This is a genomic window from Massilia sp. Masssp93 (genome assembly GCF_059491295.1).
On the sequence record NZ_CP168502.1, the window covers coordinates 4,804,967 to 4,829,090 of the forward strand.

The 24,124-nt window shown below is 64.0% G+C and carries 19 protein-coding genes; 16 read left to right on the forward strand and 3 right to left on the reverse strand.

Features of this window, described 5'->3' with window-relative positions:
* Positions 1-11: 11 nt before the first annotated feature.
* The 3 genes from ACEN9Q_RS19825 to ACEN9Q_RS19835 all read right to left on the reverse strand — a co-directional run bounded on the left by ACEN9Q_RS19825 (position 12) and on the right by ACEN9Q_RS19835 (position 4,183).
* The gene (locus ACEN9Q_RS19825) at positions 12-449 is read right to left on the reverse strand and encodes a group II truncated hemoglobin (RefSeq protein WP_056443704.1); all 438 of its coding nucleotides are present in this window, start codon (positions 447-449) and stop codon (positions 12-14) included.
* Positions 450-604: 155 nt separating this feature from the next.
* Positions 605-3,136: an ABC transporter permease gene (locus ACEN9Q_RS19830; RefSeq protein WP_495625756.1), complete on the reverse strand. Its 2,532-nt coding sequence runs from the start codon at positions 3,134-3,136 to the stop codon at positions 605-607.
* Positions 3,137-3,166: 30 nt separating this feature from the next.
* Positions 3,167-4,183 (reverse strand): adenosine deaminase, encoded by a 1,017-nt coding sequence (locus ACEN9Q_RS19835; RefSeq protein WP_495625757.1) that lies wholly within the window; start codon positions 4,181-4,183, stop codon positions 3,167-3,169.
* A gap of 658 nt (positions 4,184-4,841) precedes the next feature.
* On the opposite strand from ACEN9Q_RS19835, the gene ACEN9Q_RS19840 reads away from it, so the two are divergent.
* The 16 genes from ACEN9Q_RS19840 (at position 4,842) to ACEN9Q_RS19915 (ending at position 24,044) form a co-directional block, all read left to right on the forward strand.
* A complete protein-coding gene (locus tag ACEN9Q_RS19840) occupies positions 4,842-6,764 on the forward strand; it encodes a PrkA family serine protein kinase (protein ID WP_056443711.1) in 1,923 nt (640 codons plus the stop codon).
* A 182-nt stretch (positions 6,765-6,946) separates the two neighbouring features.
* The gene (locus tag ACEN9Q_RS19845) at positions 6,947-8,218 is read left to right on the forward strand and encodes a YeaH/YhbH family protein (RefSeq protein WP_056443712.1); all 1,272 of its coding nucleotides are present in this window, start codon (positions 6,947-6,949) and stop codon (positions 8,216-8,218) included.
* Between the two features lie 12 nt (positions 8,219-8,230).
* Entirely contained in the window at positions 8,231-9,757 is a 1,527-nt protein-coding gene (locus ACEN9Q_RS19850) for a SpoVR family protein (RefSeq protein ID WP_056443715.1), read from the forward strand.
* Between the two features lie 569 nt (positions 9,758-10,326).
* Positions 10,327-10,983, forward strand: a complete 657-nt coding sequence (locus ACEN9Q_RS19855) for an energy transducer TonB (RefSeq protein WP_056443718.1) — start codon at positions 10,327-10,329, stop codon at positions 10,981-10,983.
* 84 nt (positions 10,984-11,067) lie between these two features.
* Positions 11,068-12,000 carry a MotA/TolQ/ExbB proton channel family protein gene (locus ACEN9Q_RS19860; protein WP_082548064.1) on the forward strand — a complete coding sequence of 311 codons (933 nt, stop codon included), beginning with the start codon at positions 11,068-11,070 and terminating at the stop codon, positions 11,998-12,000.
* Positions 12,001-12,003: 3 nt separating this feature from the next.
* Positions 12,004-12,432 (forward strand): ExbD/TolR family protein, encoded by a 429-nt coding sequence (locus tag ACEN9Q_RS19865; RefSeq protein ID WP_056443722.1) that lies wholly within the window; start codon positions 12,004-12,006, stop codon positions 12,430-12,432.
* Positions 12,433-12,523: 91 nt separating this feature from the next.
* Positions 12,524-12,955 carry an ExbD/TolR family protein gene (locus ACEN9Q_RS19870; RefSeq protein WP_200958343.1) on the forward strand — a complete coding sequence of 144 codons (432 nt, stop codon included), beginning with the start codon at positions 12,524-12,526 and terminating at the stop codon, positions 12,953-12,955.
* 70 nt (positions 12,956-13,025) lie between these two features.
* Positions 13,026-14,258: a tetratricopeptide repeat protein gene (locus tag ACEN9Q_RS19875; RefSeq protein WP_495625758.1), complete on the forward strand. Its 1,233-nt coding sequence runs from the start codon at positions 13,026-13,028 to the stop codon at positions 14,256-14,258.
* A gap of 244 nt (positions 14,259-14,502) precedes the next feature.
* Entirely contained in the window at positions 14,503-15,474 is a 972-nt protein-coding gene (locus tag ACEN9Q_RS19880) for a bifunctional riboflavin kinase/FAD synthetase (RefSeq protein ID WP_056443727.1), read from the forward strand.
* A 92-nt stretch (positions 15,475-15,566) separates the two neighbouring features.
* Positions 15,567-18,458: an isoleucine--tRNA ligase gene (gene ileS / locus ACEN9Q_RS19885; RefSeq protein WP_495625759.1), complete on the forward strand. Its 2,892-nt coding sequence runs from the start codon at positions 15,567-15,569 to the stop codon at positions 18,456-18,458.
* A 53-nt stretch (positions 18,459-18,511) separates the two neighbouring features.
* Entirely contained in the window at positions 18,512-19,033 is a 522-nt protein-coding gene (gene lspA, locus ACEN9Q_RS19890) for a signal peptidase II (protein WP_056443731.1), read from the forward strand.
* Positions 19,034-19,067: 34 nt separating this feature from the next.
* On the forward strand, positions 19,068-20,288 hold the full coding sequence (gene coaBC / locus ACEN9Q_RS19895; protein WP_056443996.1) for a bifunctional phosphopantothenoylcysteine decarboxylase/phosphopantothenate--cysteine ligase CoaBC: 1,221 nt from the start codon (positions 19,068-19,070) through the stop codon (positions 20,286-20,288).
* A 43-nt stretch (positions 20,289-20,331) separates the two neighbouring features.
* Complete coding sequence (gene dut / locus ACEN9Q_RS19900) at positions 20,332-20,781, forward strand: dUTP diphosphatase (protein ID WP_322403447.1); 450 nt, start codon at positions 20,332-20,334, stop codon at positions 20,779-20,781.
* A 12-nt stretch (positions 20,782-20,793) separates the two neighbouring features.
* Positions 20,794-21,891 carry a M48 family metallopeptidase gene (locus tag ACEN9Q_RS19905; RefSeq protein WP_056443741.1) on the forward strand — a complete coding sequence of 366 codons (1,098 nt, stop codon included), beginning with the start codon at positions 20,794-20,796 and terminating at the stop codon, positions 21,889-21,891.
* Positions 21,892-22,269: 378 nt separating this feature from the next.
* Entirely contained in the window at positions 22,270-23,166 is an 897-nt protein-coding gene (locus ACEN9Q_RS19910; RefSeq protein ID WP_495625760.1) for a DMT family transporter, read from the forward strand.
* A complete protein-coding gene (locus ACEN9Q_RS19915; protein WP_495625761.1) occupies positions 23,163-24,044 on the forward strand; it encodes a DNA-3-methyladenine glycosylase family protein in 882 nt (293 codons plus the stop codon). Before ACEN9Q_RS19910 ends, ACEN9Q_RS19915 begins: the two co-directional genes overlap by 4 nt.
* Positions 24,045-24,124 lie beyond the last annotated feature (80 nt).

Sequence of the window (24,124 nt, forward strand, 5' to 3'; positions counted from 1 at the left end):
AGTGCGCGCGCTCAGTGTGCTCGATTTCGCATCCAGTCGGCCGTCTGGTAGAACGATTGCATCAACTTGAGGCGCAGATCGTAGTCGTAGCCGAGATCTTCCAGCGCCATCGCCATGCAGCGCAGCCACTGGTCGCGCTCGGACGTGCCGATCGCGAACGGCAGGTGGCGCGCGCGCAGCATCGGATGGCCGTAGCGCTCGATGAAGAGGTTCGGCCCGCCCATCCAGCCGGACAGGAACATGAACAGCTTGTCGCGCGAACTGTCGTTGGGGACGGGGTGCATCGCGTGGATGCCGGCGAAATCCGGCTCCAGTTGCATGAGGTCGTAGAAACGGTCGACCAGTTCGCGCAGGCGGGTTTCGCCGCCGATGACTTCGTACAGGGTGCGGGTCTCTTCCTGCTGCTCCTGCGCGTCCTGGGAATCTTGGGGTGCGTGGGGTTGTGACATCCATCCATGATAGCGCAGCGGAAGCAACACGTGGGAAGGCGGTTTGCCGCGGGTCAGCGATATGCAACACGTCTTGCGATGATGGTGGGCACAGGGTGCCCACCCTACTGCGATCCGGTCATCGTAGGGTGGGCACCCCGTGCCCACGGAGGACGTCACGCTTCACGAAGGGTTTGTAGCGGCGGCTGCCGCAACACATTGCGCAGGCCGAACCAGCCGCCCGCCAGCGCGCACACGATCCCCACGACCAGCCCCGCCACCCACACCTGCGGATCGAACGTCCACGGAAACTTGAACTGGTACCTGGCCAGCGCCCAGCCCAGTGCCGCCGCGCCCGACGCCGCCAGCAGGCCGGACAGGCTGCCGACCAGCACGAACTCGATGCGCTGCGCCTGCGCCAACTGGCCGCGCGTCGCGCCCAGCGCGCGCAGCAGGCCCGCTTCGCGCGTACGCTCGCCCTGCGATCCCATCAGCGCGGCGTACAGCACGAGCACACCCGATGCGAGCGTGAACAGGAACAGGAATTCCACCGCGACGACGACCTGGTCGAGTACCTCCTGCAACTGGCGGATGATGCCGCTGACGTCGATGACCGTGAGATTCGGCCACGCGCGCGTCAGCGCGTTGGCCAGGCCGATGCCGCGCGCCGGCAGGTGGAACGCCGTCATGTACGTCGTCGGCGCGTTCTCCATCGCGGCCGGGTTGATGATGACGAAGAAGTTGGCGCGCATCGATCCCCATTCCAGCTTGCGCAGGCTCGTGATCCTGGCCTCGACGATCTGGCCGCCCATGTCGAAGCGCATCGTGTCGCCCAGCTTCAGGCGCAGCGTGCGCGCGAGGCCCTGCTCGACGGACGCCTCGGCCACGCCCGGCGCGTCGTGATACCAGCGGCCCGCCGCGATCTCGTTCGACGCCGGCAGGTCGCGCGTGCTCGAGAGGTTGAACTCGCGCTCCGCGAGGCTTTTCGCGCGCTCGTCCGTGTACGTGCCGGCCGTGACGGCGCTGCCGTTCACCGCGACGAGGCGGCCGCGGATCATCGGATACAAGGTCACGTCGCGCACCCCGGCAGCGCGGATCGTGCGCGCGACGCCGTCGCGCTGGTCGGGCTGGATATTGATGATGAAGCGGTTCGGCGCATCGGGCGGCGTGGCCATGCGCCACGCGGACATCAGATCGCCGCGCACGACGGTCAGCACGAGCAGCGCCATCAGGCCGAGCGACAGCGCGACGATCTGCACGACCGTCGCGCCGGGCCGCCGCTGCAGCGACGTGATCGCGAAGCGCCAGGCCTGGTGGCGGAACACGCCGCGCAGATGACGCAGGCCGCGCAGCGCGCCCCAGCCGACGAGCGCGAACAGGCCGAACGCGCCGACGAAGCCGCCGGCAGTGAGCAGCGCGAGCTGCAGGTCGCCGGCCTGCCACAGCAGCAGGCCGACGAAGACGGCCGTGCCGAGGCCGTACGTGGCCAGCGCGAGCGGCTTCGGCGCCGCCTGTTCGCGCCGGATCACGCGGTTGTGCGGCACGTTGCGCAGCTGGAGCACGGGCGGCAGCGCGAAGCCCACGAGCAGCAGCATGCCGGTGGCGACACCCTGCAGCGCGGGCAGCAGCGACACGGGCGGCAACTCGGCCGGAATGAGATTCTTGACCATCTCGAGCAGCACGAAGTGGGCGCCGAAACCGACGAGCACCCCGAGCACGCTGCCCGCGAGGCCGACGATGGCGAATTCGATGAGGAACAGGAGCCCGACCTCGTTCTGCGTCATGCCGAGGCAGCGCAGCATGGCGCAGGCGTCCAGGTGGCGCTGCATGAAGCGGCGCGCGGCCATCGCGACGGCCACCGCGGCCAGCATCGCCGACAACAGGCCGACGAGCGACAGGAAACGCTCGGCGCGGTCGATCGTCGAGCGCATCTCGGGCCGGCCGTTTTCCAGCGTCTCGATGCGCACGCCGCGCACGTTGGCCTCCGCGATCCGGGCGCGCAGCCAGCGCTCGTAATCCGCGACCGCGGCCTGGTCGTTCGGCGATTGCGCCGCGACCTGCATGCGGTACGTGACGCGCGCGTAGGCGTCCACGAGTCCCGTCGCCTTGAGGTCGGCGAGCGCCAGCATCACGCGCGGCGCGAAGTTGGCGAACGATGCGCCGCGGTCGGGCTCCGATGCGATCAGGCGCGCAATTTTGAACGTCTTGTCGCCCAGCTGGATCGTCGAGCCGACCTTCACCCGCAGCGGCGGCAGCAGGTTGACGTCGACCCATACCGTGCCGGGGGCGGGCGTGTCGTGCGTGATGTCGCCGAGGGCTTCGCTGGCGTCGGTCGGACTCGTCGTGACGCGCATGGCGCCGCGCAGCGGATAGTCCGGCGACACGGCCTTCACGGAGGCGAGCAGCGCCTGCGACGCGTCGCCCTGTCCCGCCTGCGCCATGCTGGGAAACGTCACCGTGTCGGCCAGCAGCAGGCCGCGCCGGGTTGCCTCGTCGCGCCAGTCCTGGCGCAGCGGCTGGTCGGCGTTCACGAGGAGGTCGGCGCCGAGCAGCTGGCGGGCGTCGCGGTTCAGGCCCGCGCGCATGCGGTCGACGAAGAAGCCGACCGCCGCCAGGGCCGCCACCGCGACGACGAGCGCCACCAGCAGGAAGCGCAACTCGCCGGCGCGCCAGTCGCGCGCGGTCATGCGCAGGGATTGCATCAGCATCGTCGTCGGTCCTCGTGCCTGATTACTGGGTTATGCGGCCTGCGCCGCGGCGAAGAACGCGTCGACTTCGGCCAGATACGCGCGCTTGCGCTCGGGCTCGAGGAAGGCCGCGCTGAAACTGTTCCTGGCCAGCCGGCGCGCGTGGCCGGCGTCGAGCGGCAACGCGTCGAACGCCGCAAGGTAGTTCGCGTTGACGTAGCCGCCGAAATAGGCCGGGTCGTCCGAATTCACGGTGGCGGCGAGGCCCGCGTCGAGCAGGCGGCGCAGGTTGCTGTCGCCCATCACGTCGAACACGCGCAGCTTCAGGTTCGACAGCGGACACACGGTCAGCGCCACCTGTTCGCGCGCCAGGCGCTCGACCAGGACCGGGTCCTCGAGACAGCGCACGCCGTGGTCGATGCGGTCGACGTTCAGCACGTCCAGCGCGCTTTCGATATAGGCCGGCGGCCCTTCCTCGCCGGCGTGCGCGACGAGGTGCAGGCCGAGATTGCGGGCGCGCTCGAACACGCGCGCGAATTTCTCGGGCGGATGGCCGACCTCGGACGAATCGAGACCCACGCCGATGATCTTGTCACGGAACGGCAGCGCTTCTTCCAGCGTGGCAATGGCTTCTTCCTCGGACAGGTGGCGCAGGAAACACATGATCAGCGTGGCACTGATGGGGCCGTCCTGGCAGGCGCGCCAGATGCCGTCGATGACGGTCTTGAACGGTACGCCGCGCGCCGTATGGGTCTGCGGATCGAAGAAGATTTCGGCATGACGGACGTTGTCGGCGGCGGCGCGGCGCAGGTACGCCATCGTCATGTCGTAGAAATCCTGCTCTTTCAACAGAACACTTGCACCAGCGTAATAAATGTCCAGGAAAGACTGTAGATCGGTGAAAGCGTACGCTTGTCGCAACATTTCAACGGATGCATACGGGAGCGACACGCCATTCCTTTGCGCCAGCTCAAAAATCAGCTCGGGCTCGAGCGAGCCTTCGATGTGGATGTGCAATTCTGCTTTCGGCATCGCCTGCAACATGTGGCGCAGCTGGTCGTTCAGCATGGATTCTCCGATGGATCGATGGAATGGATTCGGGCGCCAGTGTAGCGCATGGTTGCAAGCCTCTCATTTCACTGGAGAATTCGGGCTATATCGCTGCGCCATACGCGTGCGCCACTGCTTAGCAAGATAGTGCACTATTTACTTACCAATTAATAAACACGATTGTAGCCGCCGGGATCAAAAGTCCCGTTTGGAAATCATGTCGATATTACCAAATTGGTGTAAAGACCTGGTTCACAATCCTATTTAAATTGGTTATTTCCTTATTCGTTTCAACGACTTAGGAAGGCCACGCACAAGTGCGCGACACTGTTTTGACTTCGAGAACTAATAGGCAGATAATAAATTTCATAAGCGTAAGAAGACGCTCTCAGCGGGCGCTAACAATCCGGCGAGGGACCTCGCCACCAGCGCGGATCCACGCCAGCGGGCTCCACGAGGTCCCGGTGAAACCGGATGAAAAAAAGAACATCGCCCTTCGTTTTGTGTCAGATCTTCTGACCTCCAAAATTCAGACGGCGACCCCAACAAGAACGCTTGGGGACCTCGAAAAACCGTCGGGTTTTTCAAGGTCCCATCTGCCGGAACGGGGCTTGGGCGACCACCTTCATCGGTCGCCGGACAGTGATTCAGTGTTAGCACATTAGAGGACATTCACATGACCATTTTTGATAACTACGCAGCCCGCTACGAGCGTACCCGGGAAGAGGAATACTCCCTGTCTGAGTACCTTCAGCTTTGCAAAAAAGATCCCCTGACTTACGCCAGCGCTCCCGAGCGCATGCTGGCCGCAATCGGCGAACCCACCCTGGTCGACACCCGCCTCGACCCGCGCCTGTCGCGCATCTTCGCCAACAAGGTCATCAAGGTTTATCCCGCTTTCCGCGAGTTCTACGGCATGGAGGAAGTGATCGAACAGGTCGTTTCCTATTTCCGCCACGCGGCCCAGGGCCTGGAAGAGCGCAAGCAGATTCTTTATCTGCTCGGGCCGGTCGGCGGCGGTAAATCGTCCATCGCGGAAAAACTCAAGCACCTGATGGAGCAAGTGCCGTTCTTTGCGCTGAAAGGCTCGCCGGTGAACGAATCGCCGCTCGGCCTGTTCAACGAAGAAGAGGATGGCGCCATCCTTGAAGAAGACTACGGCATCCCGCGCCGTTTCCTGCGCGCGATCCCGAGCCCGTGGGCCGTCAAGCGGCTGCACGAGTACGGCGGCGACATCAACAAGTTCCGCGTCGTCAAACGCTATCCGTCGATCCTCAAGCAGATCGCGATCTCGAAGACGGAGCCGGGCGACGAAAACAACCAGGACATCTCTTCGCTGGTCGGCAAGGTCGACATCCGCAAGCTCGAGGACTACGCGCAGGACGACCCGGACGCCTACAGCTATTCCGGCGGCCTGTGCCTGGCGAACCAGGGCCTGATGGAATTCGTCGAGATGTTCAAGGCGCCCATCAAAGTGCTGCACCCGCTGCTGACGGCAACGCAGGAAGGCAATTACAAGGGCACCGAGGGCTTCGGCGCGATCCCGTTCGAAGGCATCATCCTGGCGCACTCGAACGAATCGGAGTGGAAGACCTTCCGCAACAACCGCAACAACGAGGCATTCCTCGACCGTATCTATATCGTCAAGGTGCCTTACTGCCTGCGGGTGTCGGACGAGGTCAAGATCTACGACAAGCTGCTGCGCAATTCCTCGCTCGACAAGGCGCCCTGCGCGCCGGGCACGCTGCGCATGATGGCCCAGTTCGCGATCCTGTCGCGCCTGAAGGATCCGGAGAACTCGAGCGTCTATTCGAAGATGCTCGTGTACGACGGCGAAAACCTCAAGGACACCGATCCGAAGGCCAAGTCGCTGCACGAATACGTCGACTATGCCGGCGTGGACGAAGGCATGAACGGCCTGTCGACCCGCTTCGCGTTCAAGATCCTGTCCAAGGTCTTCAACTTCGACAACACCGAAGTGGCGGCGAACCCCGTGCACCTGCTGTACGTGCTGGAGCAGCAGATCGAGCGCGAACAGTTCCCGGGCGAGACCGAGCAGCGCTACATGTCGTACATCAAGGAACACCTGGCGAACCGCTACGTCGACTTCATCGGCAAGGAGATCCAGACGGCCTACCTGGAAAGCTATTCCGAGTACGGCCAGAACATCTTCGACCGCTACGTCACGTTTGCCGACTTCTGGATCCAGGACCAGGAATTCCGCGATCCGGACACAGGCGAAAGCTTCGACCGCGAGACGCTGAACGCCGAGCTCGAGAAGATCGAGAAGCCGGCCGGCATCTCGAACCCGAAGGATTTCCGCAACGAAATCGTCAACTTCGCGCTGCGCGCCCGGGCGACGAACGGCGGCAAGAATCCTGCGTGGACCAGCTATGAGAAGTTCCGTTCGGTGATCGAGAAGAAGATGTTCTCGAATACCGAGGAGTTGCTGCCGGTGATTTCGTTCAACGCGAAGGCCAGTGCCGAAGATGCCACCAAGCACGCCGACTTCGTTGCCCGTATGGTCGAGAAAGGCTATACGCCCAAGCAGGTCCGTTTGCTGTGCGAATGGTATCTGCGTGTCAGGAAGTCCTCGTAAAAGGCCATCGCAAAACCAGGAGCGTGGGGCGGGTGCTGGAGCGTCCGCCGGCAGGAGCGGTGGCAGACTGACAAGGCCGGCCACCGGAATCCGCGACGCCAACCACGTTACGACGCGGCGCGTTAATATACAGGGACCGGGAAGGAATCCGGCCCGCCGCGACTTTCAGCAGGAGGCCTGTTTTGACTTACCTCATCGACCGACGCTTGCAAAGCAAGAACAAGTCTGCGGTCAACCGCGAACGATTCTTGCGTCGCTATAAGGCGCAAATCAAGGATGCGGTGGGCCGGGCGATCAAGGGTCGCTCGATCACCGACGTCGAAAATGGCGAAAAGGTTTCGATTCCCGTCAAGGACGTGAGCGAACCGCATTTCGGACACGCCCATGGCGGCGTCTGGGAGACCGTCAACCCCGGCAATACGGAATACCAGAAAGGCGACACGATCAACCGTCCCCGCAGCGGTGGCGGCGGCGCCGGACGTGGCAAGGCCGGCAACAGCGAGCAGACGACCGAAGACGATTTCATCTTCGAGCTCAGCCGCGAAGAATTCATGAACTATTTCTTCGAAGACCTCGAGCTGCCGAACATGGTGAAGACGCAGCTCACCCAGGTCGTCGAATACAAGAACCAGCGCGCCGGCTACAACATTTCCGGCACGCCGTCGAACATCCACGTGCTGCGCTCCCTGCGCGGCGCGCTCGGCCGGCGCATCGCGGTGGGCGGTCCGTCCCGCAAGCAGCTGACGGCCCTCGAACACCAGTTGCGCGAACTGCAGGAACAGGGTGTGGAAGACGACGACCCGCAGGTGATCGAGCTCAAGCACAAGATCCATCACCTTCATACGCGCCTGCTGGCAATTCCGTTCATCGATCCGATCGACTTGCGCTACAGCAACCGGATCAAGATCCCGAAGCCGTCGACGGCGGCCGTCATGTTCTGCATCATGGACGTGTCGGGATCGATGGACGAAAGCCGCAAGGACACCGCCAAGCGTTTCTTCATCCTGCTGTACCTGTTCCTCAAGCGGGTCTACGAACGGATCGACGTCGTCTTCATCCGCCACCACACGGCGGCGGCCGAGGTCGACGAAAACGAGTTCTTCCACTCGCGCGAGTCGGGCGGCACCGTCGTGTCGTCCGCGCTGCACCTGCTGAACAAGGTCATCAGCGAGCGCTACAGCAGCGGCGACTGGAACAGCTATGTCGCGCAGGCCTCGGACGGCGACAACTGGGACAACGATTCCGTGCTGTGCAGGCAGATCCTGAGCAGCGCGATCATGCCCAGGGTCCAGTATTACACGTATGTCGAGATCACCGACGGACCGCCCCAGAACCTGTGGGAGCAGTACGCGGAGGTGGCGGCCACGCACCAGAACTTCGCCATGCAGAAGATCGTGACGCCGGCCGACATCTATCCGGTGTTCCGCGAATTGTTCAAGAAGCAGCCAAAGTAGCGAGGCCCGCTCATGCCAAGAGATCCCAACAACCCGCGCGCCCTGCCCGAGCAGTCCGAGTGGACGTTCGACCTGATCGAACAGGCGCACGAGGAAATCCGCCGGGTGGCCAGGAAGTTCGGCCTGGATACCTACCCCAACCAGCTCGAAATCATCACGGCCGAGCAAATGATGGACGCGTACACGTCCGTCGGCATGCCCGTCTCGTACAACCACTGGTCGTTCGGCAAGCATTTCCTGACGACGGAAAAGAGCTATAAGCGGGGCCAGATGGGCCTCGCCTATGAAATCGTCATCAACTCGAATCCCTGCATCGCCTACCTGATGGAGGAAAACAGCCTGACGATGCAGGCCCTCGTGATTGCCCATGCGGCCTATGGCCATAATTCCTTCTTCAAGGGCAATTATCTGTTCCGGACCTGGACCGACGCCGACGCCATCGTCGACTATATGGTCTTCGCGAAGAACTATATTGCCGAGTGCGAACAGCGCCACGGCATCGACGCCGTCGAAGAGCTGCTCGATTCCTGCCATGCGATCCAGAACTACGGCGTCGACCGCTACAAGCGGCCTGCCAAGTTGTCGGTGGCACAGGAAGCGGCGCGCCAGAAGGAGCGCGAGGAGTACATGCAGTCGCAGGTCAACGAGTTGTGGCGTACCCTGCCGCGGCGCGAGGAACAGATCCGCGACCAGCCACCGCCGCGCTTCCCGCTCGAGCCCGAGGAAAACCTGCTCTACTTTATAGAGAAGTACGCACCCCTGCTCGAACCGTGGCAGCGCGAACTCGTACGGATCACGCGCAAGATCTCGCAATATTTCTATCCGCAGCGCCAGACCCAGGTCATGAACGAAGGCTGGGCGACCTTCTGGCACTACACGATCCTGCAGGAGCTCTATAAGGAAGGGATCGTCGGCGACGGCTTCATGCTGGAATTCCTGCAGAGCCATACGAACGTCGTCTACCAGCCGCCGGCCACGAGCCCCTATTACAACGGCATTAATCCGTATGCGCTCGGTTTCGCGATGATGACGGACATCAAGCGGATCTGCGAAGAGCCGACGGACGAGGACCGCGCCTGGTTCCCCGACATCGCAGGCAGCGACTGGCTCAAAACGCTCGATTTTGCCATGCGCAATTTCAAGGATGAGAGCTTCATCGCCCAGTACCTGTCGCCCAAGCTGATCCGGGAATTCCACTTCTTCGCCGTGCTAGACGACGACCGCAGCGACAAGCTGACGATTTCAGCCATCCACGACGAAGCCGGATACCGTTACGTTCGCCAGCAACTGGCCGATCAATATAATATCGGCAACCGCGAGCCGAACATCCAGGTCTGGCAGGTCAATACGCGGGACGACCGGGCGCTGACGCTGCGTCATAGCCAGTTCCAGCGCCGCCCGCTGAACCAGCAGGCCCATGAGGTTCTGAAGCACGTTGCACGTCTGTGGGGCTTCGATGTACGCCTCGAGACCGTTGACCCATCCGGGCGCGTCGTCAGCAGCCTGGAGTGCCGTCGCGAGAAGCGCGCACGTTACTGACATCCCGGCCCGCGCTACTCGGCGCGGGCATTTTTTCTTCCATCCTGTTGACACCCTTCTCCCCTTGTGATGTAGTTCAACTAACCTTGGACGTGGTTAGTGAGCCATATCAATCGCCTGTAACCACATAAGATCTTGTTATGGCCGAGCCCTCTGATCTAGGGGGAAAACCGTTTCAACAGTACGCCCTCGCGCATGGAATTTCGATATAGTTGGCAGAAACGCCATGATGCTTTCTTATGAAATTTGCTGAGCTGCAAAATCGGCATCGAAAATTCGGCATTCCGGCGTTCGCGGCCTTATCTTCCACACATTACGAAAGGGGTCCACTCGACATTGCAAAACAACTAACTTCCACCTCCATCGGCATGCCTGCGCCGGTACTTTCTTGATCACTTTCTTTGCCTGTTTTCACAGACAAATAGCCTCTCTTTGAGGGTGTAAAAATGTATGTGCAAAAAAGAATTCGTAGGTATAATTCGCCGATGTCCCGGATGCGGCTCTTAGCTTTTTGTCGTGTTTTGTGGGTTTAGTAGCAACAAAAAAAGGTTGGTATTGGAGAAAGCAGGATGAATTTTTCGCATGAGAAGAACCCCGGGAAGAATTTGACTGGTATCGCCATTGTCATCGTCTTGCACCTGATCGTTGCTTACGGGATCGTGACTGGTCTCGGCAAACGAATGGTCAGCAAGATGGCCGAGGCAGTGGAGACCAAGATCATTGAAGACGTAAAACCGCCGCCACCTCCGGAGACGCCGCCCCCGCCGCCGCCGCCGGAAATGAAGGCGCCGCCTCCGCCGTTCATCCCGCCGGTGGAAGTGCAAGTACAAACCCCGCCGCCGCAGCAGAATGTGATCGCTAACGCGACCCAGACGAAACCGGCGACGACGGAAATCATCAAGGCGCCGCCGGCACCTCCGGCTCCGGTCGCCAAGCCGGCCGGTCCGGCCCGGACCCCGGCAGTCGCGGACTTCAATACGTGCTCGAAGCCGGAGTATCCGAAATCGTCGCTGCGTAACGAAGAAACGGGTGTGTCGACGATCTCGTTCCTGATTGGTTCGGATGGCGGCGTGAAGGATTCCAAGGTCACGAAGTCCAGCGGCTTCCGCGACCTGGATAAGGCTGCTCAGGTGGCACTGGGCAAGTGCCGGTTTAAACCGGCGACTGAGAACGGCCAGGCCATCGAGTCCTGGCAGCCGGTACAGTACGTCTGGACGCTGGAATAACCAGAGGCAGCGTATCGTCTCAACGCATGATTTTCGTTGTCATTAAGTTCAGCGAACTGTTCATTTTAAATTTTTGGAGGAAGCATGTTTAAGAATACCCGTTTGTCCGCTACCGTAGCGGCTCTCCTGTTCTCGGTCACTGCGGCATCGGCACTGGTGTCCGCTCCGGCCTTCGCCGACGCTCCGGCTTCGGCGGCAGCGAGCGCCCCGGCAGCGGCACCGGCGGCTGACGCAGCAGCACCGGCAGCGGATGCTGCTGCTCCGGCAGCGGCTCCGGCTCCGGCAGCTGGCGGCGAAGCCAAGAAGGAAGAAGTCGAGAACCCGTTCGGTATCTCGGCTGTCTGGGAAGGCGGCGTCGTCTCGCGCGGCACCCTGATCATCCTGGCCATCATGTCGATGGGTTCCTGGTACATCATGATCACCAAGCTGATCGACCAGATGAAGATCTTCAAGCAGTCGAAGGAAACCAACCAGAAGTTCTGGAAAGCACCGTCGATCGCCGCTGGTTCGTCGCAACTGACCGACGGCTCGCCGTTCCGCTTCATCGCTGAAACCGGCACCAAGGCAACCCAGCACCACGACGGCGCCCTGCTCGAGCAGATCGACCTGTCGACCTGGGTGACCATGCAGATCCAGCGCGCCGTGGACAAAGTCCAGTCGCGTCTGCAAGATGGCCTGTCGTTCCTGGCAACCGTCGGCTCGACCGCACCGTTCATCGGTCTGTTCGGTACCGTCTGGGGTATCTACAACGCACTGACCAACATCGGTATGACCGGTAACGCATCGATCGACAAGGTCGCAGGTCCGGTGGGTGAAGCACTGATCATGACCGCCTTCGGTCTGTTCGTTGCAGTTCCGGCCGTTCTGGGCTACAACTGGCTGGTCCGTCGCAACAAGTCGGCAATGGAAGACGTCCGCTCGTTCGGCGCTGACGTGCACTCGGTCCTGATCTCGGGCGCGATGCACACTTCGGAAGCTGCACGTGCCGCCGGCGCTGCCGCTAAAAAGGTTGGCTAAACCATGAGCATGAGTGTTGGCTCCGATAGCGGAGATGAAGATGCAGTGATGTCAGAGATCAACACCACGCCCCTCGTGGACGTGATGCTGGTTCTTCTGATCATCTTCCTGATCACCAGCCCGGTTGTCCTCCACCTGCAGAAGATTAAGCTGCCAGTCGAGACCAACCAGGCTGCCAAGACCACGCCGGAAGACGTGAACATCGTCGTCAACAAAGATGGCGAGATGTACTGGAACCAGCGGCACCTGAACAACACCGACGAACTGTTCGAATTCCTGGCCAAAGAATCGGTGAAAGTGCCGCAGCCGGAAGTGAAAATCCGTGGCGACCAAGAAACCCGCTACGAAGCCATCGGCAAGGTGCTCTACACGGCCCAGCGTGCCGGGATTCAGAAGGTCGGTTTCATCACCGAACCGCCTGATAAGGGCTGATCCTTCAGGACACAACCCGCCAGCGTGATAGCGGCGAGCCTCGCGGCTCCGCCGTTATCGCGCTGGTTCCCAAGATTTGAAAGGAAACACCATGGGTATGAACGTTGGTTCGTCCGGTGCTAAATCGGCAGATCCGGAACCGATGATGGAAATGAACATGACGCCGCTGATCGACGTCATGCTGGTGCTGATCATCATGATGATCATTACCATTCCAAAACAAAACCATTCGGTCAACTTGAACATGCCGGTTGGCAATCCGCCGCCGCCGACCAAGGAACCGGTAGTGATCACGATCGACGTGGACTTCGACGGTACGATCCTCTGGGATAACACCCCGGTCCCGGATCGCGCCACCCTCGAAGCAAAGCTGGCCAATGTGGCAGCCCAGGCTGATCAGCCGGAAGTGCACCTCCGTCCGAACAAGCTGGTCGAATACAAGGTTGTCGCTGGCGTGATGGCATCGGCCCAGCGTCTTGGCGTGACCAAGATCGGTATGGTCGGTAACGAACAGTTCCAGTAAATCGCTTTGGCTATAATGAACACGGCAGGGTTTCCCTGCCGTGTCTATTTTGAATGAAAGAATTTCGCTAATGTCCAAATTCCGCCTCGCACACCTCGGCCTCGTTCTGGCCGCACTCGGATTCACCGCCGCAGCTCCGGTCGTTGGCCTGGCTCCCGCCTACGCGGCCGAAGTCCTTCGTCCGGAAATCGGCAAGCCCCTGCAGGAAGCCCAGCAGATGATGAAGTCGGGCAGAAACAAGGAAGCCCTGGCCAAGCTGCGCGAGCTCGACAAGGTCGGCGGCAAGTCGGCAAACGAAACGTACCTGATCGAACGCACCCGTGCCGGTGCCGCGTCGGCTGCCGGCGATTACGACACCGCCGCCAAGGCCTTCGAATACCTGATCGGTTCGGGCAAGCTGTCGGCCACTGAAAAAGCCCAGTTCTCGGAAGGCCTGATCGGCATCTACATGCGTGCCGGCGACCTGGGCAAGGCAAACGCCGCCATCGAACGCCAGCTGAAGGAGCGCGACGATCCCAAGCTGCGCGCCTACCTGATGCAGAACTATTACAAGCAGGGCAATATCCAGGCACTGGAAAACGAACTGCGCACGGCCGAGAAAAGCGGCCGCCTGAGCGAAGACCAGTTGGGCATGCTGGCCAACATCCAGCTCAAGAAGAACGACAAGGCCGGCTACGTCAACACCATCGAGAAGCTGGCGGCCAACTATCCGAATGCCCGGTACTGGACCGACCTGCTGAACCGCGTGCAGGGCAAGCCGGGCTTCTCGGGCCGCCTGGCCGTGGACGTCTACCGTCTGAAGCTGGCCAACAACCTGATGAAGAAGCCGAGCGAGTTCATGGAAATGGCCCAGCTCGTGCTGCAGGCCGGCGCGCCGGCCGAAGCGCTCAAGGTCATCGACAAAGGCTACAAGGCAGGCGCACTGGGCACCGGTCCGGACGCCGCCCGTCACCAGCGCCTGAAGGACCTGGCCGAGAAGACCCTGGCCGACCAGAACAAGACCCTGGCCGCCACCGAAGCGCAGCTGATCAAGGACGGCGACAACGACGGCCTGGCCGCGCTCGGTTACGCGCTGGTCCAGTCGGGCCAGGCCGACAAGGGCCTGAAGATGCTGGTCGAGGCTTCCAAGGCCAAGGACCTGAAGCATCCGGAAGACGTCAAGCTGCACCTGGGCGAAGCGTATGCCGTCGCCGGCAAGAAGCAGCAGGCCATCAACACGTTCAAGGCCGTCGGCGGTACCGACGGCGCCGCGGACCTGGCCCGTTACTTCATCATGGCGATCAACAAGCCGATCTCCGGCTGAGCCACCGTGCTTCCTGCATGACGACCGCCTGCGGGCGGTCCGACAAAGCGCAGCCCGCTCCATGCCGGCTGCGCTTTTTTCTTGTGGTCTCCAGGGCGGACACCACTCTGCCCGCGAGAACGCCAGCGTGATGCAAACGTTACGCGTGGGCACCGGTGCCCACCCTACCAACCAAGGCATTGCGCTGTGCAACATGACCTTTGCCGTATAATCTGGTATTTCGCCTAGAAGCACGAACCATCCAATGAAGGTATTTCGCGGACTTCCCAACGACAGGGCACGCGCGCCTTGCGCACTCACGATCGGCAACTTCGACGGTGTCCACCGCGGCCATCAAGCGCTGTTGTCCCACGTGACCGCGAGCGCCCGCAAGCTCGGACTGGAAGCCGCCGTGATGACGTTCGAGCCCCATCCGCGCGAATATTTCGCCGGCCGCAGCGGCGATATGTCCAAGGCCCCGGCGCGCATCGCCAACCTGCGCGACAAGCTCGAATCGCTGGAAAATGCCGGTGTCGACCGCGTCATCGTCGAACACTTCAACGAGCATTTCGCGTCGATGTCGCCGGATGAATTCACGCAACGCGTGCTCGTCGACGGCCTGCACGTGAAATGGCTGATGGTCGGCGACGACTTCTGCTATGGCGCCCGCCGCGCCGGCAACGTCGCCCTGCTGGCCGAGGCCGGCAAGCATTATGGCTTCGAAGTGCACAGCCTGCCGGCCGTGCTGCACGACTCCACCCGCATCTCGTCCTCGGCCGTGCGCGCGGCGCTCGCGGCCGGCGATTTCGACGCCACCCGCGCCCTGCTCGGCCACCCGTATTCGATGTCCGGCCACGTGATCCATGGCCAGAAACTGGGCCGGACGCTGGGCTTTCCCACCTTGAACCTGCGCGTCGCCCACCGTCCCGCGCTGGCCGGCATCTTCGTCGTGCAGGTGCATGGCCTGGCCGATCGGCCGCTGCCCGCCGTCGCCAGCCTGGGCGTCCGTCCGACCGTCGAGGACGCGGGCCGCATGCTGCTGGAAGTCCACGTGTTCGACTGGAACACGCCGTGCTACGGCAAGCTCGTGCGCGTGGAATTCCTTACCAAGCTGCGCGACGAGGAAAAATACATCGACCTGCCGACGCTCACGGCCGCCATCGAGCGCGACGCCGAGCAGGCGCGCGCCTGGTTCGCCCGACGCGCCGGCGCCCTCACGGCCACCGACCGAATTTGACCGGGACGTCGGCGGTCTTACCGCCCGCCTGTCCCGACGGCCGCGCGCCGTCCCGTCATCACGAACAACAGCAGTCCACTTTAGAAACCACCATGTCCGATACCAAGCAGGGCCAAAAAGCAGGCCAACAAGGCAATAAGAAGCCGGAGAGCAAATACCCGGTCAACATGACCGACACCCCCTTCCCGATGCGCGGCGACCTCGCCAAGCGCGAACCGGGCTGGGTCAAGCAGTGGCAGGACAAGAAGCTCTACCAGCGCATCCGCAAGGCGGCCGCCGGCCGGCCGAAATTCATCCTGCACGACGGTCCACCGTACGCGAACGGCGACATCCACCTGGGCCATTCCGTCAACAAGATCCTCAAGGACATGGTCGTGAAATCGCGCACCATGGCCGGCTACGACGCGCCCTATGTGCCGGGCTGGGACTGCCACGGCATGCCGATCGAGATCCAGATCGAAAAACTGTACGGCAAGAACCTGCCGACGGCCGAGGTGCTGCAAAAGGCGCGCGCCTATGCGCTCGAACAGGTCGACCGCCAGCGCACCGGCTTCATCCGCCTGGGTGTGCTGGGCGAGTGGGACAATCCGTATCTGACCATGAACTTCAGTAACGAGGCCGACGAACTGCGCGCCCTCGGCACGATGCTCGACAAGGGTTATGTCTACCGCGGCCTGAAGCCCGTGAACTGGTGCTTCGACTGCGGCTCGGCGCTGGCCGAAGCGGAAGTCGAATACCAGGACAAGCGCGACCCGGCCATCGACGTCGGCTTCCCGTTCGCGGAACCGGAGAAGCTGGCGCTGGCGTTCGGCCTCGACAAGCTGCCCGCCGGCGACGGCTTCATCGTGATCTGGACGACGACGCCGTGGACCATCCCGTCGAACCAGGCGTTGAACGTGCATCCGGAAGTGACGTACGCATTGGTCAGGGCCGAGCGCAACGGCAAGCCGGTGCTGCTGATCGTCGCGCAGGACCTGGCCGAAGCCGTCCTGCAGCGCTACAAGCTCGAAGGCGACATCGTCGCGACGGCGACCGGCGAGCAGCTCGCCGGCATCCGCTTCAAGCACCCGCTGCACGCGGCCGATCCGTTCTACGACCGCACGTCGCCCGTCTACCTGGCCGACTACGTGACCACCGACAGCGGCACCGGCGTCGTCCACTCGGCACCGGCCTACGGCCTGGAAGACTTCCAGTCGTGCAAGGCGCACGGCATGAAGGACGACGAGATCCTGAAACCCGTGATGGGCGACGGCCGCTTTGCGAGCACGCTGCCGCTGTTCGGCGGCATGACGATCTGGGAAGCGTCGAAGCCGATCTGCAATGCGCTCAACGAAGCGGGCGCGCTGTTCGAACTCAAGATGTTCGACCACAGCTACATGCACTGCTGGCGCCACAAGACGCCGATCGTCTACCGCGCGACGAGCCAGTGGTTCGCCGGCATGGACGTCACGCCGAAGGACGGCGGCCCGACCCTGCGCGAGTCCGCGCTGGCCGGCATCGCCGACACGCAGTTCTTCCCCGACTGGGGCCAGGCGCGCCTGCAGGGCATGATCGCCAACCGTCCGGACTGGACCCTGTCGCGCCAGCGCCAGTGGGGCGTCCCGATGGCCTTCTTCCTGCACAAGGAAACGGGCGACCTGCACCCGCGCACGCCGGAACTGCTGGAACAGGTGGCCAAATTGATCGAACAGGGCGGCATCGACGCCTGGCACAAGCTCGACCCGCGCGACCTGCTGGGCGATGACGCGTCGCTGTACGAAAAGAACCGCGACACGCTGGACGTGTGGTTCGACTCCGGCACGACGCACCAGACCGTGCTGCGCGGCTCGCACGCGCAGCAGTCGCACTTCCCGGCCGACCTGTACCTGGAAGGTTCGGACCAGCACCGCGGCTGGTTCCACTCGTCGCTCCTGACGTCGTCGATGCTGAACGGCCGCCCGCCGTACAAGGCGCTGCTGACGCACGGCTTCACGGTCGACGAGCATGGCAAGAAGATGTCGAAGTCGCTGGGCAACACGCTGGCGCCGCAAAAAATCTCCGACACGCTGGGCGCCGACATCCTGCGCCTGTGGGTCGCGTCGACCGATTACACGGGCGAGCTGGCGATCAGCGAAGAAATCCTGAAGCGCGTGACGGAGGCCTATCGCCGCATCCGCAACACGCTGCGCTTCCTGCTCGCGAACACGTCGGACTTCGATCCGGCCACGAACGCCGTGCCGGTGGCCGAGCTGCTCGAGATCGACCGCTACGCGCTGGCCGAGACGGCGCGCCTGCAGGATGACGTGGCCAGGCATTTCGAGCGCTACGAATTCCACCCGGTCGTCTCCCGCCTGCAGAACTTCTGCTCGGAAGACCTGGGCGGCTTCTACCTCGACATCCTCAAGGACCGCCTGTACACGACCGGCGTGAACTCGCATGCGCGCCGCTCCGCGCAGACCGCGCTGTGGCACGTCGCGCACGCGCTGCTGCGCATCATGGCGCCGATCCTGTCGTTCACCGCCGAGGAGGCATGGGCCGTGTTCGCGGGCGAGCAGGCCTACAAGGACAGCGACGAAACGATCTTCACGCAGACGCTGTGGCAATTCCCGGCGATCCCGGACGCCGCCGCCCTGCTGGACAAGTACGCGCTGCTGCGCGCCGTCCGCGCCGACGTCACCAAGCAGCTGGAAGAAGTGCGCGCGTCCGGCGCGATCGGCTCGTCGCTGCAGGCGGAACTGGCCATCAAGGCCGCCGGCGACAAGTACGCCGCGCTGGCAAGCCTGGACGACGACCTGAAGTTCGTGTTCATCACGTCGCAGGCCGCCGTCGAACAGGTGCCCGACGCGGCCGCGGAAGCCGTCGCCGTGACACCGTCCGACGCCGCCAAGTGCGAGCGCTGCTGGCACTACCGCCGCGACGTGGGCCACGACCATGCCCATCCGGGCCTGTGCGGCCGCTGCACGAGCAATCTGTTCGGCAGCGGCGAAAGCCGCCGCTTCGCCTGACGCACGGACGTCCCGGGCCGCGCGGCCCGGGTTTTCACTTCACCACCATCGACATGGCCAGCAAAAAAAAACCAACATTCTCCGCCGTCCCGTCGCGTTCCGGCGGGAGTCTCATCCCGTGGCTCGGCATCGCCTTCATCGTCATCCTGCTCGACCAGATCAGCAAGATCACCATCACGCGCACCTTCATGCATGGCGAAGAGAAGCCGGTCACGGGCTTCTTCAACCTGGTGCTCGCGTATAACCCGGGCGCGGCGTTCAGCTTCCTGTCGACCCAGGGCGGCTGGCAGCGCTACCTGTTCGCGGGCATCGCCATCGCCGCCGTCTGCTTCATCATCTACCTGCTGCGCAAGCACGCGGGCCAGCGCTTGTTCTGCTGGGCCCTCGCGCTGATCATGGGCGGCGCGCTGGGCAACCTGATCGACCGCATCGCGTACGGCCACGTGATCGACTTCCTCGATTTCTACTGGCGCGGCCTCGGCCACTTCCCGGCCTTCAATATCGCCGATACGGGCATCACGATCGGCGCGTTTTTATTCATCGTGGACGAACTGCGCCGCGTGAACAAGCACTGAACAAGCACTGAGCAAGAACGGAGGATTCATGAGCATGGACCTGAAGGGCAAGAAGATCGTCCTCGGCCTGTCCGGCGGCGTGGCCTGCTACAAGGCCGCGGAACTGTGCCGCGCCCTCGCCAAGGAAGGCGCGCACGTGCAGGTCGTGATGACCGAAGCGGCCACCCACTTCATCGGCACCGTGACGATGCAGGCCCTGTCCGGCCGGCCCGTCTTCACGGACCAGTGGGACGGCCGCGTCCACAACAACATGGCGCACATCGACCTCACGCGCGATGCCGACGCCATCCTCGTCGCGCCCTGCTCGGCCGACTTCCTGTTCAAGCTCGCGCACGGCGCCACCGACGACCTGCTGTCGACCTTGTGCCTCGCGCGTCCGCACCGGGTGCCGCTGCTGGTGGCGCCCGCGATGAACGTCGAGATGTGGGAAAAGGCGCCCACGCAGCGCAACGTCGCGCAGCTGCGCGAGGACGGCCTGTGCATCCTTGGCCCGGCCGCCGGCTCGCAGGCCTGCGGCGAGACGGGCATGGGCCGCATGCTGGAACCGGACGAGCTGCTGGCCGAACTGGTCGCCTCGTTCCAGCCCAAGCTCCTCGCCGGCAAGCGCGTGCTGATCACGGCCGGCCCGACCTATGAAGCGATCGACCCCGTGCGCGGCATCACCAATCTCTCGTCGGGCAAGATGGGCTATGCGATCGCGCGCGCCGCGCGCGAGGCCGGCGCCGACGTCACGCTCGTCTCCGGCCCGACCGCGCTGCCGACGCCGCACGGCGTGCGCCGCATCGACGTGCAGAGCGCACGCCAGATGCTGGACGCCGTCGTGGGGGCCGTCGCCGGCCAGCACGTGTTCGTGGGCGTGGCGGCCGTCGCCGACTGGCGCGTCGACAATGCCAGCGATCGCAAGATCAAGAAGGACGGCAGCGGCGACGCCCCGCACCTGCAGTTCGCGGAAAACCCGGACATCCTCGCGACCGTCGCCTCGACCACGTCGCTGAACGGCTGGCCGTACTGCGTCGGCTTCGCGGCCGAATCCGAGAACCTGATCGAATACGGCGCCGTCAAGCGCGAGAAAAAAGGCATTCCTCTGCTCGTGGGCAATATCGGCCCGCAGACGTTCGGGCAGGATGAGAATGCGATCGTGCTGTTCGACGAAAGCGGCCACACGGTGCTCCCGCGCGCGACCAAGCTGGAACTGGCGCGCCAGCTCATCTCCGAGATCGCCAAGCGCCTGGAACGGCGTTCGCTGCTGGCCTGAATCATCCCGCACTATCCAAAGCATCCGACACACTGAAGCATCCATGAAGAACATCGACCTGAAAATCCTCGACCCGCGCATGAAGGACTTCCTGCCGGCCTACGCCACCGCCGGCAGCGCGGGCCTCGACCTGCGCGCATGCATCGAGGCGCCCATGACCATCGAGCCCGGCCAGACCGTGCTCGTGCCGACCGGCCTCGCCATCCACATCGGCGATCCGGGCTATGCGGCGATGATCCTGCCGCGTAGCGGACTCGGCCATAAGAACGGCATCGTTCTGGGTAATCTGGTAGGCTTGATCGACTCCGATTACCAGGGCCAGTTGATGGTCTCGACCTGGAATCGCGGCCAGACCGCGTTCAACCTGCAACCGATGGACCGCCTGGCGCAGCTGATCGTGGTGCCTGTCATGCAGGTGGGCTTCAACGTCGTGGAGGATTTCGCAACGAGCGACCGGGGCGCTGGAGGATTCGGCTCCACCGGCAAACATTAAAATGAGGAGCACATGACCGGCATTCATCGTCAGCGCCCCGCGGGCATCAGGACTGCCGCGCTGGGCATCACCGCAGCCTTGCTGCTGTCGGCCTGCGCCACGCAGGCACCGCGTCAACCGTCGGGCACACCGCGCATCGTCGAACGTCCCGTGGAGGCCCCGGGCCTGACGCCGCAAATGGCCGCCGCGGCCGACACGCTGACGAAGATGGCGGACCTGCAGCACCGCCTGTACAAGGTCGCCGCGCCGCTGCTGATCCAGAATGCCGAGTTGTGCAAGGGCCAGGCCCGCAACCTGCTGGGCTTCACGGCGAAGAACCGCTGGTCCTACCCGGGCGACTACAACGAAGCCGCCCACGTCGCCTTCGGCATGGACGAACGCCTCCAGGTGACGGGCGTGCTCGCCGGCAGCGGCGCCGCGCGCGCGGGCCTGCAGACGGGCGACGTCCTGCTCGCCGCCGGCGGCAAACCGCTGCCGGCCGGCGAACACGCGCTGTCCCAGGCCGGCGCCATCTTCGGCAAGATCATCGCGTCGCAGGCGAGCCTGCCGATGACGGTCGAGCGGCGCCGGAGCGAGCGCCAGCTGACGATCCCCGTCACGCGCGCGTGCGCCTTCGCGATCGAACTGGGCAACGCGGACAACGTCAACGCCTACGGCGACGGTTCGCGCGTGCTCGTCACGCGCGGCATGATCAACTTCACGCACGACGACGATGAACTGGCCTTCGTGCTGGCCAAGACGATGGCCCACAACATGCTGGGCCACCCGGCCATGCAGCGCAACAGCGCGACGATCGGCAGCATCATCGACAACCTCAAGAGCATCGTGCCCGATACGTCGATGCTGATCGGCAGCGGCGGCATCAAGGCCATGCCGGCGGACGCCGACGCCGCCGCGGACCGCCTCGGCATCTACCTGGCCGCACGGGCCGGCTACGACATCGAGGAAGCGCCCGCGTTCTGGAAGCGCCTGGCCGAAGCGTATCCGCCGACCGTGTTGAACGGCTACAGCGCCAATCATCCGGCGTTGCCGCAGCGGCTGGCGGCGGTGGAAAAGGCGACCGCCGAAATCAAGAGCAAGCGGTCGGGCAAGCGGCCGTTGCTGCCTTGAGCGGCAGCGGATTGGCGTGATCGACGGGGCCGCGTTCGCGGCCCTGTTCATTTGCGTTGCACCGGATGCCGCGACATATCATCCGCCTGTTGAACGCGTGGGCACGGGGTGCCCACCCTACGTTGGGCTTCATCGGACTGCTGGAGGCGTGGGCACCCTGTGTCCACCCTGCGTTGCGCATCGGTAGGGTGGGCTCCCCGAGCCCACGCGCCCGACTGGCCGCAAATCTGCCGGTCGCCAGCAGTACCCGCGCGCTTTTTGTATCATGACCGATTCCCCGCCTCCGCCGCCCGATTCGGGCGCAAGAAACAGGAAGGCGGGGCAAGCGGCGCGCCCTATCATCCGGCGCCGGCCCGACCTGATACCGACCCAGGAACCATGAACACTGCCAACCTTCTTCGCCTCATCCTGCTTGCCGCCATCTGGGGCGGCTCCTTCCTGTTCATGCGCATCAGCGCACCGACACTGGGGCCCGCCGTGCTGATCGAATTCCGCGTGCTGTTCGCGGCCCTGTTCCTCGCCGCCGTCGGCGTCGTCCTCAAAAAACGCCTCGACCTGCGCGCCCACTGGAAGCACTACTTCATCCTCGGCTTCTTCAACTCGGCCTTCCCGTTCCTGCTGTTCGCGTTCGCGGCGCGCACGCTGCCGGCGTCCGTGCTGGCCGTCCTGAACGCCACCGCGCCGATGTGGGGCGCGCTGCTCGGCGCCGTGTGGGGCCGCCAGCCGATCCGCGCGCGCACGGCGCTCGGGCTCGTGCTGGGGACCGCCGGCGTCGCGCTGCTGGTCGGCTTCGACCACGCCGCCAGCCGCCCCGGCGCCGGCATCGCCGTCGCGGCCGCGCTGCTGGCCTCGTTCAGCTACAGCGTCGCGAGCCTGTACGCGCGCACCGCGAAAAGCGTCGAGCCGTTCGCCAACGCGCACGGCACCATGTGGACGTCCGCGCTGATGGTGCTGCCCGCCCTGACCCTGTTCCCGCCCGCCGGCGCGCCGACCGCCGGCATCGTCGGCGCCGTGATCGCACTGGGCGTGCTGTGCAGCGGCATCGCCTACATCCTGTACTTCCGCCTGATCGAACAGGTCGGCACCACGTCCGCCCTCACCGTCACGTTCCTAAGCCCCGTATTCGGCATCCTGTGGGGCGCGCTGTTCCTGGGCGAGGCGATCGGCTGGTACACGATCGTGGGCTCCGGCATCGTGCTGGTCGGCACCGCGTTCGTCACCGGCGTCAATCTGCGCGTCGGCCGCGCGGCGCCGCAGCCGGCAACGAACAAATGAGCCGCCACGCCGCGATCGCGCTGCCGGCCGGCTACCGCCACGCGGATGCCTTCGCCTTCCACGGCCGCGACGCCGATGCGCTGGCCGAAAGCGTCGACCCGCACGCGGGCCGCATCCGCAAGGGCGTGCTGCTGGACGGCGTGCCGGCCATGCTCGACATCACGCTGCATGCGGATCGCGCCGAGTGCGTCGTCGCCAGCGACGGCACGGTCGCGGACGATGCCGTGCACGACGCCCTCGTGAACATGCTGGGCCTGCGCATCGATCCTGCGCCGTTCGAACGGGCGGTGCGGGACGATCCGCTGTTCGGGCCCGTCGTCGCGCGCCAGCCGGGCCTGCGCGTGATCCAGTCCGCCACCGTGTTCGAGGCGCTGACGTGGGCCATCATCGGCCAGCAGATCAACCTGCCGTTCGCGATCGCGCTGCGCCGCACGTTCATCGGCCTGGCCGGGCGTGCCCATTCGGGCGGCCTGTGGTGCTATCCGGAGGCGGCCGATGTCGCCCGCCTCGACATCGAGCAACTGACCAGCCGTAAGTTCTCCGGCGCAAAGGCCGAGACCCTGCTGCGCTTCGCCCGCCTCGTCGCCGACGGCGCGCTGTCGCTGGCGCGCGCGAGCGACGCCGCCGACGTGAGCGAGCGCCTGCTTGCGGTCAAGGGCATCGGTCCGTGGACCGTCAACTATGGCTTGCTGCGCGGCTGGGGCTATGCGGACTGCTCGCTGCATGGCGACGTGGCCGTGCGCAACGCCATCGGCCGGCTGCGCGGCACGGAACGTCCCGACATGCGGGCGGCCGAAGCGTTCCTGGCGACGTATCGCCCTCACCGCACGATGGCCGCGGCCTATCTCTGGGCCAGCCTGGGCCAGCCTGCCGGCTGACGCACGCCATCGATGACTTGTGCCGCCACAAGGCATCGCTTCTCCGCTTGTCCAGACTGCTCCTAGCCGGACTCGAGTGG

What these genes read in the sequence shown, in the direction of transcription:
- ACEN9Q_RS19825 (WP_056443704.1), bottom strand. Translation starts at nt 449, where the DNA reads ATGTCACAACCCCACGCACCCCAAGATTCCCAGGACGCGCAGGAGCAG.
- ACEN9Q_RS19830 (WP_495625756.1), bottom strand. Translation starts at nt 3,136, where the DNA reads ATGCTGATGCAATCCCTGCGCATGACCGCGCGCGACTGGCGCGCCGGC.
- ACEN9Q_RS19835 (WP_495625757.1), bottom strand. Translation starts at nt 4,183, where the DNA reads ATGCTGAACGACCAGCTGCGCCACATGTTGCAGGCGATGCCGAAAGCA.
- ACEN9Q_RS19840 (WP_056443711.1), top strand. Translation starts at nt 4,842, where the DNA reads ATGACCATTTTTGATAACTACGCAGCCCGCTACGAGCGTACCCGGGAA.
- ACEN9Q_RS19850 (WP_056443715.1), top strand. Translation starts at nt 8,231, where the DNA reads ATGCCAAGAGATCCCAACAACCCGCGCGCCCTGCCCGAGCAGTCCGAG.
- ACEN9Q_RS19855 (WP_056443718.1), top strand. Translation starts at nt 10,327, where the DNA reads ATGAATTTTTCGCATGAGAAGAACCCCGGGAAGAATTTGACTGGTATC.
- ACEN9Q_RS19860 (WP_082548064.1), top strand. Translation starts at nt 11,068, where the DNA reads ATGTTTAAGAATACCCGTTTGTCCGCTACCGTAGCGGCTCTCCTGTTC.
- ACEN9Q_RS19865 (WP_056443722.1), top strand. Translation starts at nt 12,004, where the DNA reads ATGAGCATGAGTGTTGGCTCCGATAGCGGAGATGAAGATGCAGTGATG.
- ACEN9Q_RS19870 (WP_200958343.1), top strand. Translation starts at nt 12,524, where the DNA reads ATGGGTATGAACGTTGGTTCGTCCGGTGCTAAATCGGCAGATCCGGAA.
- ACEN9Q_RS19875 (WP_495625758.1), top strand. Translation starts at nt 13,026, where the DNA reads ATGTCCAAATTCCGCCTCGCACACCTCGGCCTCGTTCTGGCCGCACTC.
- ACEN9Q_RS19880 (WP_056443727.1), top strand. Translation starts at nt 14,503, where the DNA reads ATGAAGGTATTTCGCGGACTTCCCAACGACAGGGCACGCGCGCCTTGC.
- ileS (WP_495625759.1), top strand. Translation starts at nt 15,567, where the DNA reads ATGTCCGATACCAAGCAGGGCCAAAAAGCAGGCCAACAAGGCAATAAG.
- lspA (WP_056443731.1), top strand. Translation starts at nt 18,512, where the DNA reads ATGGCCAGCAAAAAAAAACCAACATTCTCCGCCGTCCCGTCGCGTTCC.
- coaBC (WP_056443996.1), top strand. Translation starts at nt 19,068, where the DNA reads ATGGACCTGAAGGGCAAGAAGATCGTCCTCGGCCTGTCCGGCGGCGTG.
- dut (WP_322403447.1), top strand. Translation starts at nt 20,332, where the DNA reads ATGAAGAACATCGACCTGAAAATCCTCGACCCGCGCATGAAGGACTTC.
- ACEN9Q_RS19905 (WP_056443741.1), top strand. Translation starts at nt 20,794, where the DNA reads ATGACCGGCATTCATCGTCAGCGCCCCGCGGGCATCAGGACTGCCGCG.
- ACEN9Q_RS19910 (WP_495625760.1), top strand. Translation starts at nt 22,270, where the DNA reads ATGAACACTGCCAACCTTCTTCGCCTCATCCTGCTTGCCGCCATCTGG.
- ACEN9Q_RS19915 (WP_495625761.1), top strand. Translation starts at nt 23,163, where the DNA reads ATGAGCCGCCACGCCGCGATCGCGCTGCCGGCCGGCTACCGCCACGCG.